Below are 16,183 nucleotides of genomic sequence, written 5' to 3'. Positions count from 1 at the left end.
ATCCCCGGCGCTGCCCGGCGGCGCATTGGACTTTGGTCCCACCTGCCGTTGTTATCTTAGAATTATGACAACATGACAAGCAATCCCGAACCTGCGGCCGGCGAAGCCGCCTCCCGCGACATCCGCCGCGTCATCCGGGCCCTCATGCTCGTCATGGCCCTGGCCGCGCTGGACCAGAGCATCGTCGCCACCGCGCTGCCGCGCATCGTGGGCGAGCTCGGGGGCGTGCAGCACCTGTCCTGGGTCGTCACCGCCTACATCCTGGCGTCCACCGCGGTGATGCCGCTGTACGGCAAGCTGTCCGACCAGTACGGCCGCAAGCCGGTGCTTTACACGGCGATCGCGCTGTTCCTGGTCGGCTCCATGCTCTGCGCGCTGGCGCAGACGCTGCTGCAGCTGATCGTCTTCCGCGCCGTGCAGGGCCTGGGCGCGGGCGGGCTGCTGCCGCTGGCGCAGATCATCATCGGCGACCTCGTGCCGCCCGCACGGCGCGGGCGCCGGCAGGGCAACGTGGTCGCGATCTTCGCCGTCTGCAGCGTGCTGGGGCCGGTGCTGGGCGGCGTCATCACCGACCTGCTGTCGTGGCACTGGATCTTCCTGGTGAACGTGCCGGTGGGCGCTTTGTCCTTCTACGTCATCGCCCGCACGCTCCACAACACCAACACCTTGCGCGAGCGCCAGATCGACTTCGCCGGCGCGGCCCTGCTGACCGCCGCCACCATGGCCTTCCTGCTGGTTCTGACCCTGGGCGGCACCGAATGGCCCTGGTGGTCGCTGCCCACGGGCCTGGGCCTGCTGGCGGGCGGCGTGCTGACGGCGGTGCTGGTGTGGCACCTGCACCGCGCGCCGGAGCCCGTGCTGCCGCCGGCCCTGTTCGGCAACCGCGTGTTCCTGGTGGCCTGCCTGGTGCTCGCGCTGACGATCATGGGCATGCAGGGCTCGGCCCTGTTCTTCCCGCTGTTCTTCCAGACCGTGATGGGCGTGACGCCTTCGCATTCGGGCTTCCTCACGGGGCCGCTGATGATCGGCATCGTCATCGCGGCGATCGTCAACGGCCGCGTGATCCTGCCGCGCACCGGGCGCTACAAGCCGACGCAGGTGGTCGGGCTGTCCATCGCCGTCCTGGCTTTCGCTGTGCTCGCCTGGGCCGTGGCCACCTCGCGCGGCTTCGGCGTGCTGGAGCCGCCCATCTTTTTCCTGGGGCTGGGCCTGGGGCTGGTGATGCCGAACATGACCATCGCCGTGCAGAACGCGCTGCCGATGCGCCATCTGGGCGTCGGCACGGCCACGCTGGCCTTCTTCCGCTCGCTGGGCGGGCTGGTCGGCGTCGCCGGCGCCGGCGCGATCCTCAACAACCTGCTGCAGAACGCGGGACTGGCCCCGGGGCCGGCGGGCGAGGGCCTGCACGTCGCTGCGGCGTCCGCCGACCTGCTGCCTGCGTATCGCTCCGCCATCGCCGCGGTGTTCAGCACCGGCGTGGGCGTGATCGCGCTGGCGCTGGTGGCGGTGCGCTGGCTGCCGGAGAAGCCGCTGGCCGCGCATCGCGGCGCGGACGAACAGGGCTAGGCATGCGGTCGTCGATGCCGGGAGTGTCGCTGCACCGCCAGGTCTTCCTGGTGCTGCGGGACCGCATCGTCAGCGGCGCGTTGCCGGCGGCGTCGCCGCTGCCCACGGAGGGAGAGCTGTGCGAACAGTTCGGCGTCTCGCGCATCACCGTGCGCCGGGCGCTGGCCGACCTCACGGCGCAAGGCCTGGTCGAGCGCCGGCATGGCGTGGGCAGCTTCGTCCAGGCCGGTGCGCGGGTGCAGCGCGAGCAGGCCAGCCTGGACTATGTCGAAAGCCTGCGCCAGCGCGCCGCCGAAACCAAGGTGACGGTGCTGGGGCTGGAGCGGGTGGTTCCGCCTGCGGACATCGCGGCCTTCCTCGGCCTGCAGCCGGCCGACAAGGCCGTGCACGTGCGGCGCCTGCGCCGCCTCGAGGGCCAGCCGGTGATGCTGACCGAAGCCTGGGTCCCGCTGGACCTGGGGCAGCACGTCACCGCGCTGGCGCTGCGCCGCCAGGCCTTGTACGAAATCGTGCAGGCGCAGGGCGTGACCCTGGGCCGCGTGGTGCAGGAGATCACGGCGGTCGCCGCGTCCCCCGAGCAGGCGCAGCACCTGGCGACCGAGCCCGGCGCGCCGGTGCTGCAACTGGTGCGCCTGATGCACGGGCGCGATGCGCGACCGATCGAACACCTCACGGTGTGGACGAGCCCGGAGCGCAGCCGGATCGTGACCGAGCTGACCTTGACCGACGTCGATACCTTGCGGACCGGGCGGCTGGTGCACGACCGCGGTCGGCCTTAGGGAGGCTCAGGCGGCGACCAGCCGCGTCAGGGCCGCGATCTCCGCGGCGGCGGCCAGGCGCGCCGTGTTCTCGATGGCGCGGTAGCGCAAGACGATCTCCTGGCCGGTCGGCGTGAGCGAAGCGCCGCCGCCGTGCGCGCCGCCGGCCGCCGTGGCCACGGCGGGCGAAGCCAGCGACTGGTTCATCTCGTCGACCAGCACCCAGGCCCGGCGGTAGGACATCTCCAGCTGCCGCGCGGCGCCCGAGATCGAACCGGTTTCGGCGATGGCCTCCAGCAGGGCGACCTTGCCCGGGCCGATGGCGACGACGTCGTCCCGGTAGATGCGCAGGCGGAATTGGACGCGTTGGCTCATGCGCCATTGTTGCAGGCCGTGCTCCGGCGACCGCGCGACCGGCCCCTGTTCGCTTTCCGCTATTTCCAGCAGAATATAGCGATGAAGAGAAGATCGTGCTTTCGCCGATTGGCGAAGCGGGGCCCTGCTATCCCTCGCCGCCGGCAGCGCTGACCGCGTCAACGCTATGTCTAACTAGATATCACGAACGATGGAACAGCCGCCCTTTCGACCGGCCGCCTGGTCGCCGTCCGCGCAAACCTGGCAGGGCGCCGCCCCGCTGCAGGACGCGCATCCGGAACGCATGCGCCTCGGCGAGATGGACCCGCACCTGCACTGCTCGGTGATCGGCACCTGCCTGTCCGCGCCCGAGCTGCGCAAGCTGATGGCGAAGTTCATCGGCGTGGCGGGCACGAGCGACCTCGACGTGCACCACGAGGCGGTGCGGCTGGCCAGCCAGGACTCGGAAGTCGCGCGCACCTTGCACCGGGCCCTGGACCGCCGGCACGAAGGCACCGTGCAGCGCTTCACGCGCGCCCGCGACGACAGCGCCCTGGCGGCGTTGTGGGCCGATTCGCTGAAGTCGGGCGAAGTGCCCGGCGCCTATTGGGCGGTGCTCACGCATCGCCGCGCGTCCGTGGAATTGCGCCAACAGGCCTTCGGCGAGGTGCACATGCTGTCGCACCTGATGGGGGCGGCGAACCGCGCCGACATCCGCCGCCTGGTGGCGATCGAGAAGGACAACGCCGAATGGCGGGAGCGCAGCGAACGGCAGCAGCAAAGGCTGGCCGAGATCGCCGGCGAGCGCGACACGGCGCAACAGGCCTGCGACGAGCTGCGCCTGCGGGTCCAGGAGCTGGAGCGGCTGTTGGCCGCGCGGGAGGCGCCGCAGCCGGAAAGCGGCTCGGAGTCGTCCGCCGACGCGCTGGCGCGGGCCGTGGCGCTGCACACGCGGCGGCGCGAGGCGGCCGAGGCGCGGGCCCTCGCGCTGGCCGGCGAAACCACGCTGCTGCGGGAGGAAAAGGACCATGCGCGCGCGCATGGCGAGGAACTGGCGCGCGAACTGGCCGCGGCCGAGGCCGAACTGCGGCGGGTCGCCGAAGATGCGCCAGCGCCGCCGGCCGGCGCGCTTGCGGGGCGGCGGCTGCTCTATGTAGGCGGACGCCCGAGTTCCAGTGCGGCCATCCGCGGTTTTGCCGCGCGCCTGGGCGCCGAATTCCGGCACCACGACGGCGGGCTCGAGGACCGCAAGGGGCTGCTCGCTTCCGCGCTGGGCTGGGCGGAAGTCGTGGCCTTCCCCGTGGATTGCATCGACCACGATTCCGCGCTGGCGCTGAAGAAGGCCTGCCTGCAGCGCGGCAAGCGGTTCCTGCCGCTGCGCACGGCCAGCGTCGCCAGCCTGGCGGCGGCGGTCACCACGCTCGCCGCGCCGGTGAACGCTGCGCAGACGTGCGCCGGTCCGTGCCGGCGGCATGGCTGAAGGCGCCTAAGCGCCGTCCGGCACCGGCAGTTCCTTCGTCCGCGCCGCCCACACCGCCACCGCTGCCGTCAGCGCCGCGATCGCGTACGAGAACAGCGCCACCGCCTGGCTCAGCCCCAGGTGGTCGGCCAGCCAGCCCACGGCCAGGATAGGCACGATGGTGCCCAGGTAGCCGACGATCATGTACGAGGCCAGCAGCCCCGAGCGGTGGCCCGGGTGCGTCAGCTTGCCGATCACGGACATGCCGGCCACGTTGGCGAGGGCGTGGCCGAAGGACGTCACCAGCACGCTGGCCGCGAACAGCAGCGCGGTGCGGCCGAAGGTGGTCCAGGCGAGCAGCAGGTTGGCAGCGGCCAGCGCGAAGCCGCTGACCACGACGATCGTCTTCGTGCGCCACTGGCGCACCATGAACTGGAAGGCGGAGGACAGGAACAGGATGGCGGCGATGGTGCCGCCGCTGACGGCCGGCCCGTGCCAGGGCACCAGCTCGCGCATGAAGCTCGGCGCTAGCGACGCATAGAGGCTGAACATGCCGAAGGCACTGAAGGCGCCGAGGCTGGCGATCCAGAAATGGCGCCGCCCCATGCGCGGCGGCATGGCGATCGAAGGCAGCCACTGCTTGATCGCCGAGCGCCAGGAGCCACCGTGCGGCGCTTCGTGCACCGGCACCGGCACGGACAGCTGGAACAGCGCGTACACCGCCAGCAGGCCCATCAAGGCCGAAGGCACATAGGCCGTCTGCAGCGGGTGCGGCACCCACTGGGCGATCAGGCCGCCCACCAGCGGGCCCATGCCGAAGCCCAGCGTCATCGCCATCGTGGTGATGGCCGACAGCCGCCGCGGGTCGCGCCCGGTCCCGACCTGCACCATGCCGGTCGCCGCCGACGTGCTGATCATCCCGGAGGCGATGCCGATGACCAGGCGCGCGAACATGAAGGAGGGCACGCCCCCGACCACGGCGGACAGCGCCACGCCGAAGGTCATGAGCACCAGGCCGATCCGCAGGATGGCCAGGAAGCCGAAGCGCGCCGTCAGCCGGCCCATGAACAGCAGGCTGACCAGCACGCCGAACATGTAGACGACGAAGATGTGGGTGATGTCGCTCGCCCGCAGGTTCCAGGCGGACTGGTACAGGGGATAGAGCGGGCTGGCGAGGGCGGTGCCCATCACCCCCACGCACATGGCGTAGGAGATCCAGAAGAAGGGCGGCCAGGAACGGGACTTCGGCATGAAGCGCGCGATCGTACCGCCCGGCGCAAGCTCATGCAGGTGCAGGGGCACTGGCAAGCGGGCGGCCCCGCGGAGTACAGTGCAGCACCGTCCGATCCGGGAGGTTTCCATGCCAGCCAATCGCCGTGTGTTCATGCTCAGGGTCGCCGCCGCGGGTTCCGCGCTGGCCACCGTGGCGAGCCAGGCCCAGCCAGCAAAGGTCAGCGAGAAGGATCCCCAGGCCGTCGCCCTGGGCTACGTCGAAGACACCAAGCGGGCCGACAGCAAGAAATTCCCCAAGCACGCGCCCGACCAGAAGTGCGACAACTGCCAGCTCTTCCAGGGCAAGCCCTCGGACGCGAGCGGCCCCTGCGCCATCTTCGGCGGCAAGCTGGTGGCCGGCGGCGGCTGGTGCAGCGCCTGGACCAAGAAGGCCTAAATCCTTCAAATTCGTTGTCGCGCGGGCACCGGTGGGGCATATTGGCCGGATGGACCGGCCGCTGACGTCCACCGAATACCGACTGCTTGTCGAGCACTCGCCGGTGCTGCTGTGGCGCGCGGGCCTCGACGCGAAGTGCGACTACTTCAATGAGACCTGGCTCGCCTTCACCGGCCGCAGCATGGCGCAGGAGCTGGGCGACGGCTGGGCCGGGGGCGTGCACCCGGACGACCTGCAGCGCTGCGTCGCGTATTACCTCGATTATTTCCACCGGCGCCAGGCCTTCGAGATGGAATACCGGCTGCGCCGCCACGACGGCGCCTACCGGTGGATCTTCGACCGGGGCGTGCCCTTCACGGACGACAGCGGCGTGTTCGCCGGCTTCATCGGCAGCTGCATCGACGTCGACGAGCGCCGCCAGGGCGAGGACGCGCAGCAGCGGCAAGCCCGCGAACAGCTGGAGCTGGCGCGCGACTTCGAGAAGTGGATCCTGGCCATCGTCAGCCACGACATCCGCGACCCGCTGAACGCCATCGGGCTGGCCGCGCAGGTGCTGGCCCGGACCGGCGCGGCCGCGGCGCCCGGGCAGAAGCAGGCCGAGGTGATCACGCGGGCCGTGGGCCGCATCCGGCACATCGTGGGCGACCTGCTCGACCTGTCGCGCGAGCGCGAAGGCGCCGGCATCGCGGTGGACCCCCAGCCCACGGACCTGCGCGCTCTGTGCCAGCACATCATCGACGAGCTGCGGGCCTTGGCCGTCGACCGGCCGATCAGCTTCGACTGCGAGGTCGATGGGCGCGGCGCCTGGGACGAGCAGCGCATCCTGCAGGCGCTGTCCAACCTGGCCTCCAACGCCGTGCAGCACGGCACGCCCGGCTCGCCGGTGGGGCTGCGCCTGACGGGCGATGCGCAGCGCGTGGCGCTGGAGGTGCACAACGAGGGCGAGATTCCCGCCGAGGTCCTGCCGCGCATCTTCGAACCCTTCGGCTCCGGGCGCCAACACGGCGGCCGCGGCGAAGGGCTGGGGCTGGGGCTGTTCATCGCCAAGGCCATCGCCGAGGCCCACGGCGGCGGGCTGGAGGTGGATTCGCCGCCGGGGGGAACGACCTTCCGCATGGTGCTGCCGCGCGCTAGCGGGGCAGCCAGCGCTCCAGCGACACCGACACCGGGTACTGCATCTTCCAGGCCTGCATCATCGGGCTGACGTCGCCGCCGACGACGAGGCTCGTCACCTGCGCGCGCGGGTAGACCGGCACCGGCTGCTCGTCCGGCGCAGTGAGCAGCGATGCATCCCACAGCCGCCGCGCTGCGTCGCCGCGCAGGTTGGGGGCGATCAAGGTCGTCCAGTAGATGCCGCTGCGCACCTCGCGCGCCGGCAGCGCCGCGCGCTGCCAGACGAAATCTTCCACGCCGGCAGCGTCCAGGCCCTGCGCGGCCAGCAGGCGAGCGCGCTCCGGCGACAGCAGCAGGGCGAGGCCGCTGGGGTACTCCAGCGTCGTGACGTCGCGCGCCAGCCGCTCCAGGCCTTCGGCGATGTAGTTGCCCACGTGGCTCCAGCCGCCCACCATCAAGGTCAGCACGCTCTCCTGCGCGCCGAAGCCGCGCCGCTGCGCCAGGCTGGGCCAGGGCGAGGCTTCCTCGTTCTCGGCAAAGGCCAGCGTGTAGGCCGCGGGGTTGCCTTGCACCGGCAGCGCGTTGCTGCCGATGTCCAGCCCGCCCAGGTTGACCAGGGCCAACCGCAGCGCCCGGCCGATGCTGGCGTTGGCGCGGTTGCCGGGGCCCAGTGCGTTGAGGCCGGCGTTCATGCCGGCGGCGTGGCGGATCGGGCCGTTCACCACCTGCATCAGCGCGAAGGAATTGGTGGCGCGCATCGGCGTCGAATACGCGCTGGGCAGGCCGTTGGCGCCCGCGCTGAAGGCCTGCACCGCGCCCAGCACGACGGGCAGGCAGGCCGGCGTGCAGCCGGCCATCACGGCGACCGTGGCGACCTTCTCCACCGTCACGCGCCAGTTCTCCGGGCCCATGGCTTCGGTGACCACGGCCTGCGGCGAGGCGCTGGTGCCTTGCAGCATGCGCGCCACCGCGGCCGGCGTCGGCGGCGTCACGGGCAGGCCGTCGCTCCAGCGTTGCGCGTGGAAGAACTCCTGGACCGCGTCGTAGTCGCCTTCGAAGGCGATGCGTGCTTGCTGCGGCGGCGGGCGGGTGCCGCTGCGCTGCTCGTGCTCGCGCAGTGGCGTGGCCAGCTGGTCCAGCAGGCGATCGGCCAGCGCGGCGAGGACTGCGGGCGCGGCCTGCGCGAGCGGGTAGGGCGCGCCGGTCCAGCGCACTTCGCTGCCGCAGCCGTGCACGCTGTTGCGCGCGTCCTCCCGCAGCGTGTCGTACACGGCCACCGCGCCGGGGCGGCCGCGCGTTTCGAGCCGCGCCGTGTAGTGCACGGCGTAGTGCGTGGTCGACGCGGAGGGCGCTGCAGCGTAGACGAAGGCGTCGCAGCTGGCGACGATGCGGTCCCAGAAGGCCGCGTCGTCGATCGAATAGGCCGAGGGCTTGTCGAGCGCGACGATGCGGGCGCGCGGAAAGCGTTGTGCGACCCGCGCGCGAATGGCCTCGAACAGCGGCGCGAAGCCGGAGTCGGCGCCGGGCCACGAGTTCACCAGCCCGAGTTGCAGGCCGTCCAGGCTGGCGGGCCGCGGCGCGAGCGGCCTCAAGGTGACGGGATGCGGCTCGCCGCGCGGGTTGAGGACCTGGAATTCAGGCATCGCGGTATTGCTCCAGCCATGGAGGGTCGTAGCGCAGGCCCGTGCCGGCTTCCTGCGGCACTTGCAGCAGGCCATCGTGCAACACGGAACGGCGGCCGAACATCTGGTCGCCGCGCGGCATGTATTCCACCAGGCCGCCGCCGGAGCAGGCCGCGACGCTGTGCGTCGAATGCCAGGCATAGGCGTGGGGCGAGAAGCGCACGCCGGCGGCAGCGCAAGCTTGGGCGATGCGGTTCATGCCGGTGTAGCCGCCGCAGCGCTGCAGGTCCGGCATCAGCACGTCCACCGCGCCCTGCGCCAGGAAGGCCTCGAACTCCTGCGGCAGGTACAGGTTCTCGCCGGTGGCAATCGGGATGTCGATGCGGCGGCGCAGTTCGGCATGGCCGGCGACGTCGTGGAAGGGCAGCGGCTCCTCGATCCAGGCGATGTCGTAGGGGCGCAGGGCCGCGGCCAGTTGCACGGCGCGTTCGAGGTCGAGGCCCTGGTTGCAGTCGACCATCAGGCGCACGCCGGGGCCGATGGCCTCGCGCACGGCCGCCACACGTTGCACGTCGCGCTGCAGCTCCGGGCTGGCCACGCGCATCTTGATGGCGCGAAAGCCTTGTGCCACGAAGTCGCGCGCTTCGGCCACGATGGAATCGAGCGGTTGCGCCAGCCACATGCGGCCGCTGCCGTACACGTCCACTCCATCGCGTTTCCCGCCCCAAAGCCGCCACAGCGGCTGGCCGGCGGCCTGGCCCGCGATGTCCCACATGGCGACGTCCAGCGCCGAAGTAGCGAAGGCCCACAAGCCGGATTGCCCGAGCCAGAAAGCCCGCTTCCACGAGAGCTCGGCGAAGCCGGCCGTGTCGCACGGATCGCGGCCGACGACGAGGCCTGCGAAGTCGTCCACCAGCGCGCGCAGCGCCTGCACCCCGAAACGCCCCGGCACCTGGATGTGGCTGCTGCCGGCCAGGCCGCTGTCGGTGTGCAGGGTGAGCACCAGGTAGCTGACGGCATCGAAGCTGCCGATGGATGCGCTGACGGCGGTGCCGGTGGGAACGCTGAGCGTCCTTTGTTCGAGTGCGGTGATCTTCATGCTTGTCAATTGCCTGCATGTTGCAGGCATAATGCCCGGCAGTCAATCGCCAAGGCTCAAATGCCGACCCAGCAGCCCCTGGACAAGCGCATCAACTACCGCCTCAACCTCATCGCCCATGGGTGGAGCGCGGTGGTCGCCGCGAAGATGCGCGGCAAGTACCGCTTGAACGCGGCGGCGATGAAAATCCTGTCGGTCATCGCGCATTACCAGCCGATCTCGCCCAGCGAACTGGGCACGCGCACCGCCACCGACTCGCCCAAGATCGCGCGCGCCGTCGGCACGCTGGTGGATCAGGGGCTGGTGGAGCGCCTGCCCGACCCGCACGACGGCCGCCGCGCCGTGCTGAGCGTCACGCCCAAGGGCGCCAGGATCCATGCCGACATCGACGACCTGGCGAACACCATGCAGGCGAAGATCACCTCCGAACTGACGGAGGCCGAACGCAAGTCGCTCTACGCCATCCTCGACAAGCTGGAAGCGGGCGTCCACCGCCAGCTGCGCGGGTAGCGGCGGGCCAGCAAAGAATGCAACAACGGAGACATACCATGGCTACTTTCGCGCGCCGCTGCCTGCTGCTGGGCGGCCTGTCCCTTCTCACGCTGGGCGCGTCGGCGCAGGGCGCATGGCCCGAACGGCAAGTGAACTTCGTGACCTGGTCCTCGCCCGGCGGCAACATCGACGTGGCCATGCGCCTGGTGGGCGAGCGCCTGGCGCAGAAGTGGAAGCAGCCCGTGGTGGCCGAGAACCGCACCGGCGCCAGCGGCATCATCGCCACCGACTACGTGGCCAAGGCCAGGCCGGACGGCTACACGGTGCTGTTCACGACGCCGACGGCGCAGATCAACACCGCCTTCGTGCGGGCCAAGCTGCCCTTCGATGCGCGCCGCGACTTCGAGCCGGTGTCGCTGCTGCTGACGGGCCAGGTGGCGCTGGTGGCCGCGCCCAACGCGCCCTACAACAACCTTTCGGAACTGGTGGCCTATGCGAAGAAGCAGCCCAAGGGCATCAGCTTCGGCAGCTGGGGCATCGGTTCCGGCGGCCACCTGCTGGGCGAGCAGATGAAGAACCAGGCCAAGGTCACCATGGTGCACGTGCCCTACAAGGGCGGCGAGCTGGCGGAGATGGCCGACGTCATCGGCGGCTCGCTGGACACGGCCTTCATGGCCAACGGCAACGCCAAGATCCAGTCGCAGGCCGGCAAGATCAAGGTGCTGGCGATCACGGGCCAGGCGCGGCACAAGGACTTCCCCACGGTGGCGACCTTCCGCGAGCAGGGCTACAGTGGTTTCGACGCCGCGGCCTGGATCGGCGCCTACGTGCCGGCGGGCACGCCCAAGGCAGTGGTGGCCAAGCTGTCGGCGGACATGGCGGAAGTGCTGAAGCAGCCGGACATCGCCGCGCGGCTGGAAGGCCTGGGCTTCGGCGTGGAGGGCTCGACGCCGGCCGAATTCGCGAACTTCACCAACGAGCAGTACAAGCTGTGGGGCAACATGATCGAAGCCGCCGGCATCCCCAAGGAATGAAGCAAGACATGAACAAACCCTGCGTGCTGTTGTGGACGCCCTGGGCCAGCCACCAGTCGGCCGTGCATGAAGTGCTGCGCGAGCAGCCGGACTTCGAACTGGTGGCAGCCGCCAGCGAGGCCGAGGCGATCGAGGGGCTGGCGCGCGCCGATGCGATGCTGCTGGCCGGTGTCGGCAACGGCTACAGCGCCGCGCTGGCGCAAGCGGTGCACGCGGCGCCGCGCCTGCGCTGGCTGCAGCTGCTGTCCACGGGCCAGGAGGCGCTTGAGCAGCGCGGCGTGCCGCAGCAGGTCACCGTCACCGGCGTCGGCAACAGCTCCGCGGCCGTGGTGGCGGAGCATGCGATGGCCTTGCTGCTGGCGCTGGGCCGCCGCATCGGCGAAGCGGCCGTCAACGGCCAGCGCGGGCGCTGGGACCGCGCGCTCGCTGCGCGCATCACCTCGCTGGAAGGCATGACCTTGTGCCTGGCCGGCTATGGCCGCATCGGCAAGGAGATCGCCAAGCGCGCGCAGGCCTTCGGCATGCGCTGCATCGCGGTCAACCGCAGCGGCCGCAACGATGCGCCGGAGCTGGCCGACACGGTGTACCCCGTGTCGCAGTTGCGCGAGGCGCTGGCGCAGTCGGATGCCGTCGCGATTTCCTTTCCGCTGACGGACGACACGCGCAGCCTGTTCGGCGTGGGCGAGTGGGCTGCTTGCAGGAAGGGCGCGCTGGTCGTGAACGTGGGACGCGGTGCCACCGTCGACACCGATGCGCTGGTGGGCGCGCTGCACAGCGGGCACATCGCGGGCGCCGGTCTCGATGTGACCGACCCCGAGCCGCTGCCGGACGGCCATCCTTTGTGGACCGCACCGGGCGCGCTGATCACGCCGCACATCGGCGGTGGCGGCAGCACCGCCGGCCTGCAGCGCCTGGGCGCGCTGGTGCTGGACAACGTGCGCCGCTTCCGCGCCGGCGCAGAGCTGCAGCACCGGGTGGAGCTGGCGTGAAGATCGAGCGGGTCGACCTGCTGCAGGCCCATGGCGGCTGGCAGGTGCTGTCCTTCCTGAAGCTCACGGCGAGCGACGGGCAGGCCGGCTGGTCCGAGTTCTCCGAGGGTTTCACGCCGGGCCTGACGGCCGTCATCCGCGCGCAGGCGCAGGGGCTCGTCGGGCGCGACCCGCGCGAGATTCCCGCGCTGATGTACGAGCTGAACGCGCGTGCGCGTCCTTCCGCGGGCGGCGTCAACGCGCAGGCCGCGGCCGCCATCGAGAACGCCTTGCTGGACCTGAAGGCGCGCGCGCTGGGCGTCCCGGTGTACGAGCTGTTCGGCGGCGCGGTGCGCAAGCGCATCCCCGTCTATGCCTCGCATACGGGCATGTACCGCATGCGCAATCCGGACCTGTTCCGCGCCGCTGGCGCCTTCGTGCCGCGCCGCATGGAGGACATGGCGACCCTGGGCGCGGAAGTGGCCGCGCGCGGCGTGGGCGCGCTGAAGACCAACCTGCTGTCCTTCGCCGCCGACGGCACGCCGCGCGTGCACATGCCCGGCTTCGCGCGCGGCAGCGCGCCCGACCCGGCGCTCAACGCGACGCGCGCGCTGGCGGACGACGCCGCCGCGCTGGTGGAGCAGCTGCGCGCGGGCGGCGGCGCCGGCATGGGCGTGATGCTGGACCTGAACTTCAATTTCAAGCCGGAAGGCGTGCGGCGCCTGGCGGCAGCGCTGGACCCGCTGGGGCTGGAGTGGTTGGAGGTGGACGGCATCGACCCGCCCACGCTGGCGGCGCTGCGTGCCAGCATCTCCACGCCCATCGCATCGCTGGAAGCGGTGTACGGGCGCGCCGGCCTGCTGCCTTACCTTGAAGCGCGCGCCGTCGACGTCGCCATCATCGACCCGATGTGGAACGGGCTGGGCGAGTCGGTGCGCATGGCGATGCTGGCCGATGCTTTCAACGTCAACGTCGCTTCGCACCTGTTCAGCGGCGGGCTGGCGACGGCGATGGCCGCCCACTTCTGCGCCGTGGTGCCGAACCTGCGCATCATGGAAGTGGACCTGGACCGCGTGCCCTGGCACGACAGCCTGTTCCAGGGCAAGGTGGAAATCCGCGAAGGCTGCGCCGTCGTGCCGGAAGGGCCGGGCTGGGGCGTGGTGCCGGACGAGGAGGGGATGCGGCTGCATCCTTGACGCATGGCGCTGGCCGAACTCCCCCGATTGCGCCGCCGCGGCGTGCTGGGGCTCGGCCTGGCCGTCGCTTTGCGGTGCGCGGGCGCATCGGCGCAGTCTTCGGCCCACGCGCAGGCCGCGGCGCTCTTCGACGAGTACTGGGAGCGCACCGCCGTCATGTTTCCCGAGTGGGCCAGCTACCGCGGCGACCACCGCTTCGGCGACCGCCTGGACGACGGCTCGCCGGGGGCGCGCGAGCGCTGGTACGCGCTGGTGCGCGAGCTGAAGGCGCGGCTGCAGGCGCTGCCGCGGGCGCAGCTGGATGCGCAGGACCGGCTCTCGGTGGACGTGCTGACCCGCCGCCTGGACTACTCGCTGGCGATGGAGCCGCACGAGGGCTTCGCGTCGATGACGGTGAACGCTTCGCCCTGGCCCTTCCAGGCCGGCTTCCACGACCTGCTGAACGCGGTGCCCATGGCCAGCGAGCCGCAGGCGCGCCAGGTGCTGGCACGCATGGCCGCCTACCCGGGGCGCGTGGAGCAGGAGATCGCGAAGCTGCGCACTGGCATGGCCGCGGGCTGGGTGCCACCGCGGCACGCGCTGGAGATCGCGCTGCAGCAGCTGGACACGCAGCTGGCGCAGCATGGCAGTGCGAGCATCTACTTCGAACCCTTCAAGCGCCCGGGCTCGGACGTTCCCGAGGCCACGCGCGAACAGCTGCGCGCCGAGGGCGCGGCCGCGGTGGACCAGCAGGTGCTGCCGGCGCTGCAGCGCCTGCGCGACTTCGTGGCTGGCGACTACATCGCCCGCGCGCCGCGGGAGGGCGGACTGGTGCGCTATCCCGATGGCGCCGCCGTGTACGCAAAGGTGGTGCGCAGCCAGACGACGACGAACCTCACGCCAGACGAGATCCATGCCATCGGCCTGGACCAGCTGGCGCGCGCGCAGCAAGGCATGGAGGCGGTGCGGCGCGAGGTGGGCTTCGCCGGCGACATGGAGGCCTTCCGCCGCTTCCTGAACACCGACCCGCGCTTCTTCAAGCACAGCGGCGAGGAGGTGCTGGCCGGCTACCGCGACATCATCAAGCGCGTGGAGCCGGAGTTGCCGCGCCTGTTCGCGCAATTGCCGCGCGCGCCGGTGGGCGTGCGCGCGCTGCCGGCCTTCATGGGCACCGGCGCGGTCGAGTCCTATGACGGGCCTTCGCTGGACGGAGCCCGCCCGGGCTGGTTCAACGCCAATGCGGCGGCCTATGCCGTGCGCCCGACCTGGGGCATGGAGGCCATCGCGCTGCACGAGGCCGTGCCGGGCCACCACCTGCAGATTGCCCGCGCCGCCGAACTGACGGCGTTGCCCACCTTCCGCCGGGCGCAGGGCTTCACGGCCTTCGCCGAGGGCTGGGGCCTGTATGCGGAGACGCTGGGCCCCGAACTGGGGCTTTACCAGGACCCCTACAGCCGCTACGGCTTCTACGCCAACCAGGCCTGGCGCGCCGCGCGGCTGGTGGTGGACACGGGCATCCACGCCAGGGGCTGGACGCGCCAGCGGGCCCTGGAAGTGATGGCCGCCGGCACGGGCATGGAGCGCAATCGCGTCGAGTTCGAGGTGGACCGCTACATCTCGGCGCCCGGGCAGGCGTTGGCTTACATGATCGGCGAGTTGAAGTTCATCGAGCTGCGCGAGAAGGCGCGCACGGCGCTGGGCGCGCGCTTCGACATCCGGAAGTTCCACATGGCTGTCCTGGACCAGGGGCAGTTGCCGCTGGATTTGCTGGAGCGGGTGGTGGAGGAGTGGATCGCCGCACCTGTGGCGTTTACCCCATGACGCGTGATCACTGCTTTGCCAAGACGACACCCGCTCGTGTAGTCTCGCCCGAGGAGGATAGTGGGCATCGACATGAACGAGATCGCACAGCACTTCCTCGCCACCTGCGCCAAGGGCGGCGAAGTCGACGGCGGATGGTTGTTTGCCAAGGCATTGCAGCAGGCGCAGCTCGATTATTCGGACAAGAGCCTGTCGCGGCTCGAGCAGCTGCTCTCGGCCATCCGGGAGCGCGCGAAGCCGTCGCGTGAGGCGCTGCAGGAGACGCCGAAGGGCCGCAACTTCTGCTCCCTGCTGGCGTACTACCTGATCGAGGTCGTGCAACGCCGGACGGGTGCGAGCGTGGATTGGCTGGACCGGGCGGCGGCGCTGCGTGTCTTTCCCGCGGGCACCCAATTGCCGGACGCCCCCCTCACACGCCTGATCGCAAACGTGCCTGACCAGGGCGCGGCGTTCATGCCGCTGGGCTGGATCGAAGCGAGGGTGCTCGGAGAGGACCAGCAGACCCGCGTGGACGACTATGTCGCCGGCCTCGTCGCCCAGGTCGAGCGCGATGGCCCGGTCGTCTGGTGGACGGGCATGCACGCCGTGGGGCAGCTGGCTTCGTGGCAGATGATGATGGCCGCCGATGGTGGCACGGTGCAACCGGCGCGCCTGACGTCTGCCGCCCCGAAGACCTTCGAGATGCTGATGGGAGCAGACGCCAAGGAGTCGCTGCAGAGGGCCGGGCAAGCCATGGAGGACAACCGCGAAGGCGCCGCCTGGCAGGTCCTCAGCTACGACGGCATTGCCGACCTTCGAAGGGGGCGCGTCGATGCGGTGATGGTGATGCTGTACACCTACGGCGCGTCGCCGTTGCGGCTGAAGATCGCCTTTCCCTACCAGCCGACCCAAGGCAGCCGCAGGTTCGCGATTCTCGATCCCACGCTGCTCGGCGCCAACGTGGAGGACGCGAAGATCTCGATGCTGGGTGGCGCCATGGAGCGAGGCATCCAGAGCATCAAATGGGCGTTCGGGACGACGTGGAACCAGTTGCGGCAAGCCGGTTAGACCGAG

General features: G+C 70.9%; 15 protein-coding genes. 11 read left to right on the top strand and 4 right to left on the bottom strand.

All coding sequences use genetic code 11. The features are described from left to right. Window positions 1–72 precede the first annotated feature (72 nt). Both HHL11_RS20770 and HHL11_RS20765 read left to right on the top strand, forming a co-directional pair. A complete protein-coding gene (locus tag HHL11_RS20770) occupies window positions 73–1,566 on the top strand; it encodes an MDR family MFS transporter (RefSeq protein ID WP_240980355.1) in 1,494 nt (497 codons plus the stop codon). 2 nt (window positions 1,567–1,568) lie between these two features. Further along, window positions 1,569–2,345, top strand: coding sequence for a GntR family transcriptional regulator (locus tag HHL11_RS20765; protein WP_169420472.1), 777 nt, complete (start codon window positions 1,569–1,571; stop codon window positions 2,343–2,345). 6 nt (window positions 2,346–2,351) lie between these two features. Here HHL11_RS20765 and HHL11_RS20760 read toward each other — a convergent pair whose 3' ends face one another. Further along, window positions 2,352–2,699 carry a winged helix-turn-helix domain-containing protein gene (locus HHL11_RS20760; RefSeq protein ID WP_169420471.1) on the bottom strand — a complete coding sequence of 116 codons (348 nt, stop codon included), beginning with the start codon at window positions 2,697–2,699 and terminating at the stop codon, window positions 2,352–2,354. 190 nt (window positions 2,700–2,889) lie between these two features. Between HHL11_RS20760 and HHL11_RS20755 the strand changes: the two genes are divergently transcribed. Further along, window positions 2,890–4,158, top strand: coding sequence for a DUF2325 domain-containing protein (locus HHL11_RS20755; protein WP_169420470.1), 1,269 nt, complete (start codon window positions 2,890–2,892; stop codon window positions 4,156–4,158). Between the two features lie 6 nt (window positions 4,159–4,164). On the opposite strand, the gene HHL11_RS20750 is transcribed toward HHL11_RS20755, so the two are convergent. Next, window positions 4,165–5,388, bottom strand: coding sequence for an MFS transporter (locus HHL11_RS20750; RefSeq protein WP_240980354.1), 1,224 nt, complete (start codon window positions 5,386–5,388; stop codon window positions 4,165–4,167). Between the two features lie 109 nt (window positions 5,389–5,497). On the opposite strand from HHL11_RS20750, the gene HHL11_RS20745 reads away from it, so the two are divergent. Continuing rightward, window positions 5,498–5,806, top strand: coding sequence for a high-potential iron-sulfur protein (locus tag HHL11_RS20745; RefSeq protein ID WP_169420469.1), 309 nt, complete (start codon window positions 5,498–5,500; stop codon window positions 5,804–5,806). Window positions 5,807–5,855: 49 nt separating this feature from the next. Then, on the top strand, window positions 5,856–7,010 hold the full coding sequence (locus tag HHL11_RS20740) for a PAS domain-containing sensor histidine kinase (RefSeq protein WP_169420468.1): 1,155 nt from the start codon (window positions 5,856–5,858) through the stop codon (window positions 7,008–7,010). Here HHL11_RS20740 and HHL11_RS20735 read toward each other — a convergent pair. Then, window positions 6,937–8,562: a UGSC family (seleno)protein gene (locus tag HHL11_RS20735; protein ID WP_169420467.1), complete on the bottom strand. Its 1,626-nt coding sequence runs from the start codon at window positions 8,560–8,562 to the stop codon at window positions 6,937–6,939. The two genes, HHL11_RS20740 and HHL11_RS20735, sit on opposite strands and share 74 nt — an antisense overlap. Next, the gene (locus tag HHL11_RS20730; RefSeq protein WP_169420466.1) at window positions 8,555–9,640 is read right to left on the bottom strand and encodes a mandelate racemase/muconate lactonizing enzyme family protein; all 1,086 of its coding nucleotides are present in this window, start codon (window positions 9,638–9,640) and stop codon (window positions 8,555–8,557) included. Before HHL11_RS20730 ends, HHL11_RS20735 begins: the two co-directional genes overlap by 8 nt. Window positions 9,641–9,700: 60 nt before the next feature. Here HHL11_RS20730 and HHL11_RS20725 point away from each other — a divergent pair, with 60 nt between their 5' ends. From HHL11_RS20725 to HHL11_RS20700, 6 genes are all read left to right on the top strand, one after another. After that, window positions 9,701–10,150, top strand: a complete 450-nt coding sequence (locus tag HHL11_RS20725) for a MarR family winged helix-turn-helix transcriptional regulator (protein ID WP_169420465.1) — start codon at window positions 9,701–9,703, stop codon at window positions 10,148–10,150. A 38-nt stretch (window positions 10,151–10,188) separates the two neighbouring features. Next, window positions 10,189–11,166, top strand: a complete 978-nt coding sequence (locus HHL11_RS20720) for a Bug family tripartite tricarboxylate transporter substrate binding protein (protein ID WP_169420464.1) — start codon at window positions 10,189–10,191, stop codon at window positions 11,164–11,166. 8 nt (window positions 11,167–11,174) lie between these two features. Beyond that, window positions 11,175–12,155 (top strand): D-2-hydroxyacid dehydrogenase, encoded by a 981-nt coding sequence (locus HHL11_RS20715; RefSeq protein ID WP_169420463.1) that lies wholly within the window; start codon window positions 11,175–11,177, stop codon window positions 12,153–12,155. Continuing rightward, window positions 12,152–13,330, top strand: a complete 1,179-nt coding sequence (locus HHL11_RS20710) for an enolase C-terminal domain-like protein (RefSeq protein WP_169420462.1) — start codon at window positions 12,152–12,154, stop codon at window positions 13,328–13,330. Before HHL11_RS20715 ends, HHL11_RS20710 begins: the two co-directional genes overlap by 4 nt. A gap of 3 nt (window positions 13,331–13,333) precedes the next feature. Beyond that, window positions 13,334–15,130: a DUF885 domain-containing protein gene (locus HHL11_RS20705; RefSeq protein WP_169420461.1), complete on the top strand. Its 1,797-nt coding sequence runs from the start codon at window positions 13,334–13,336 to the stop codon at window positions 15,128–15,130. Between the two features lie 72 nt (window positions 15,131–15,202). Beyond that, window positions 15,203–16,177: a hypothetical protein gene (locus HHL11_RS20700; RefSeq protein ID WP_169420460.1), complete on the top strand. Its 975-nt coding sequence runs from the start codon at window positions 15,203–15,205 to the stop codon at window positions 16,175–16,177. The last annotated feature ends 6 nt before the right edge of the window (window positions 16,178–16,183 follow it).

The organism is Ramlibacter agri (assembly GCF_012927085.1).
Taxonomy (GTDB): domain Bacteria; phylum Pseudomonadota; class Gammaproteobacteria; order Burkholderiales; family Burkholderiaceae_C; genus Ramlibacter; species Ramlibacter agri.
Note: the sequence above shows the minus strand (reverse complement) of the source record. Positions and strands in the feature narration are given on the sequence as shown.

Excerpts from the sequence above, each read along its gene's own strand:
- HHL11_RS20740 (WP_169420468.1), top strand. The coding sequence starts at position 5,856 with ATGGACCGGCCGCTGACGTCCACCGAATACCGACTGCTTGTCGAGCAC.
- HHL11_RS20745 (WP_169420469.1), top strand. The coding sequence starts at position 5,498 with ATGCCAGCCAATCGCCGTGTGTTCATGCTCAGGGTCGCCGCCGCGGGT.
- HHL11_RS20755 (WP_169420470.1), top strand. The coding sequence starts at position 2,890 with ATGGAACAGCCGCCCTTTCGACCGGCCGCCTGGTCGCCGTCCGCGCAA.
- HHL11_RS20715 (WP_169420463.1), top strand. The coding sequence starts at position 11,175 with ATGAACAAACCCTGCGTGCTGTTGTGGACGCCCTGGGCCAGCCACCAG.
- HHL11_RS20760 (WP_169420471.1), bottom strand. The coding sequence starts at position 2,699 with ATGAGCCAACGCGTCCAATTCCGCCTGCGCATCTACCGGGACGACGTC.
- HHL11_RS20725 (WP_169420465.1), top strand. The coding sequence starts at position 9,701 with ATGCCGACCCAGCAGCCCCTGGACAAGCGCATCAACTACCGCCTCAAC.
- HHL11_RS20705 (WP_169420461.1), top strand. The coding sequence starts at position 13,334 with ATGGCGCTGGCCGAACTCCCCCGATTGCGCCGCCGCGGCGTGCTGGGG.
- HHL11_RS20750 (WP_240980354.1), bottom strand. The coding sequence starts at position 5,388 with ATGCCGAAGTCCCGTTCCTGGCCGCCCTTCTTCTGGATCTCCTACGCC.
- HHL11_RS20730 (WP_169420466.1), bottom strand. The coding sequence starts at position 9,640 with ATGAAGATCACCGCACTCGAACAAAGGACGCTCAGCGTTCCCACCGGC.
- HHL11_RS20765 (WP_169420472.1), top strand. The coding sequence starts at position 1,569 with ATGCGGTCGTCGATGCCGGGAGTGTCGCTGCACCGCCAGGTCTTCCTG.
- HHL11_RS20735 (WP_169420467.1), bottom strand. The coding sequence starts at position 8,562 with ATGCCTGAATTCCAGGTCCTCAACCCGCGCGGCGAGCCGCATCCCGTC.
- HHL11_RS20770 (WP_240980355.1), top strand. The coding sequence starts at position 73 with ATGACAAGCAATCCCGAACCTGCGGCCGGCGAAGCCGCCTCCCGCGAC.
- HHL11_RS20700 (WP_169420460.1), top strand. The coding sequence starts at position 15,203 with ATGAACGAGATCGCACAGCACTTCCTCGCCACCTGCGCCAAGGGCGGC.
- HHL11_RS20720 (WP_169420464.1), top strand. The coding sequence starts at position 10,189 with ATGGCTACTTTCGCGCGCCGCTGCCTGCTGCTGGGCGGCCTGTCCCTT.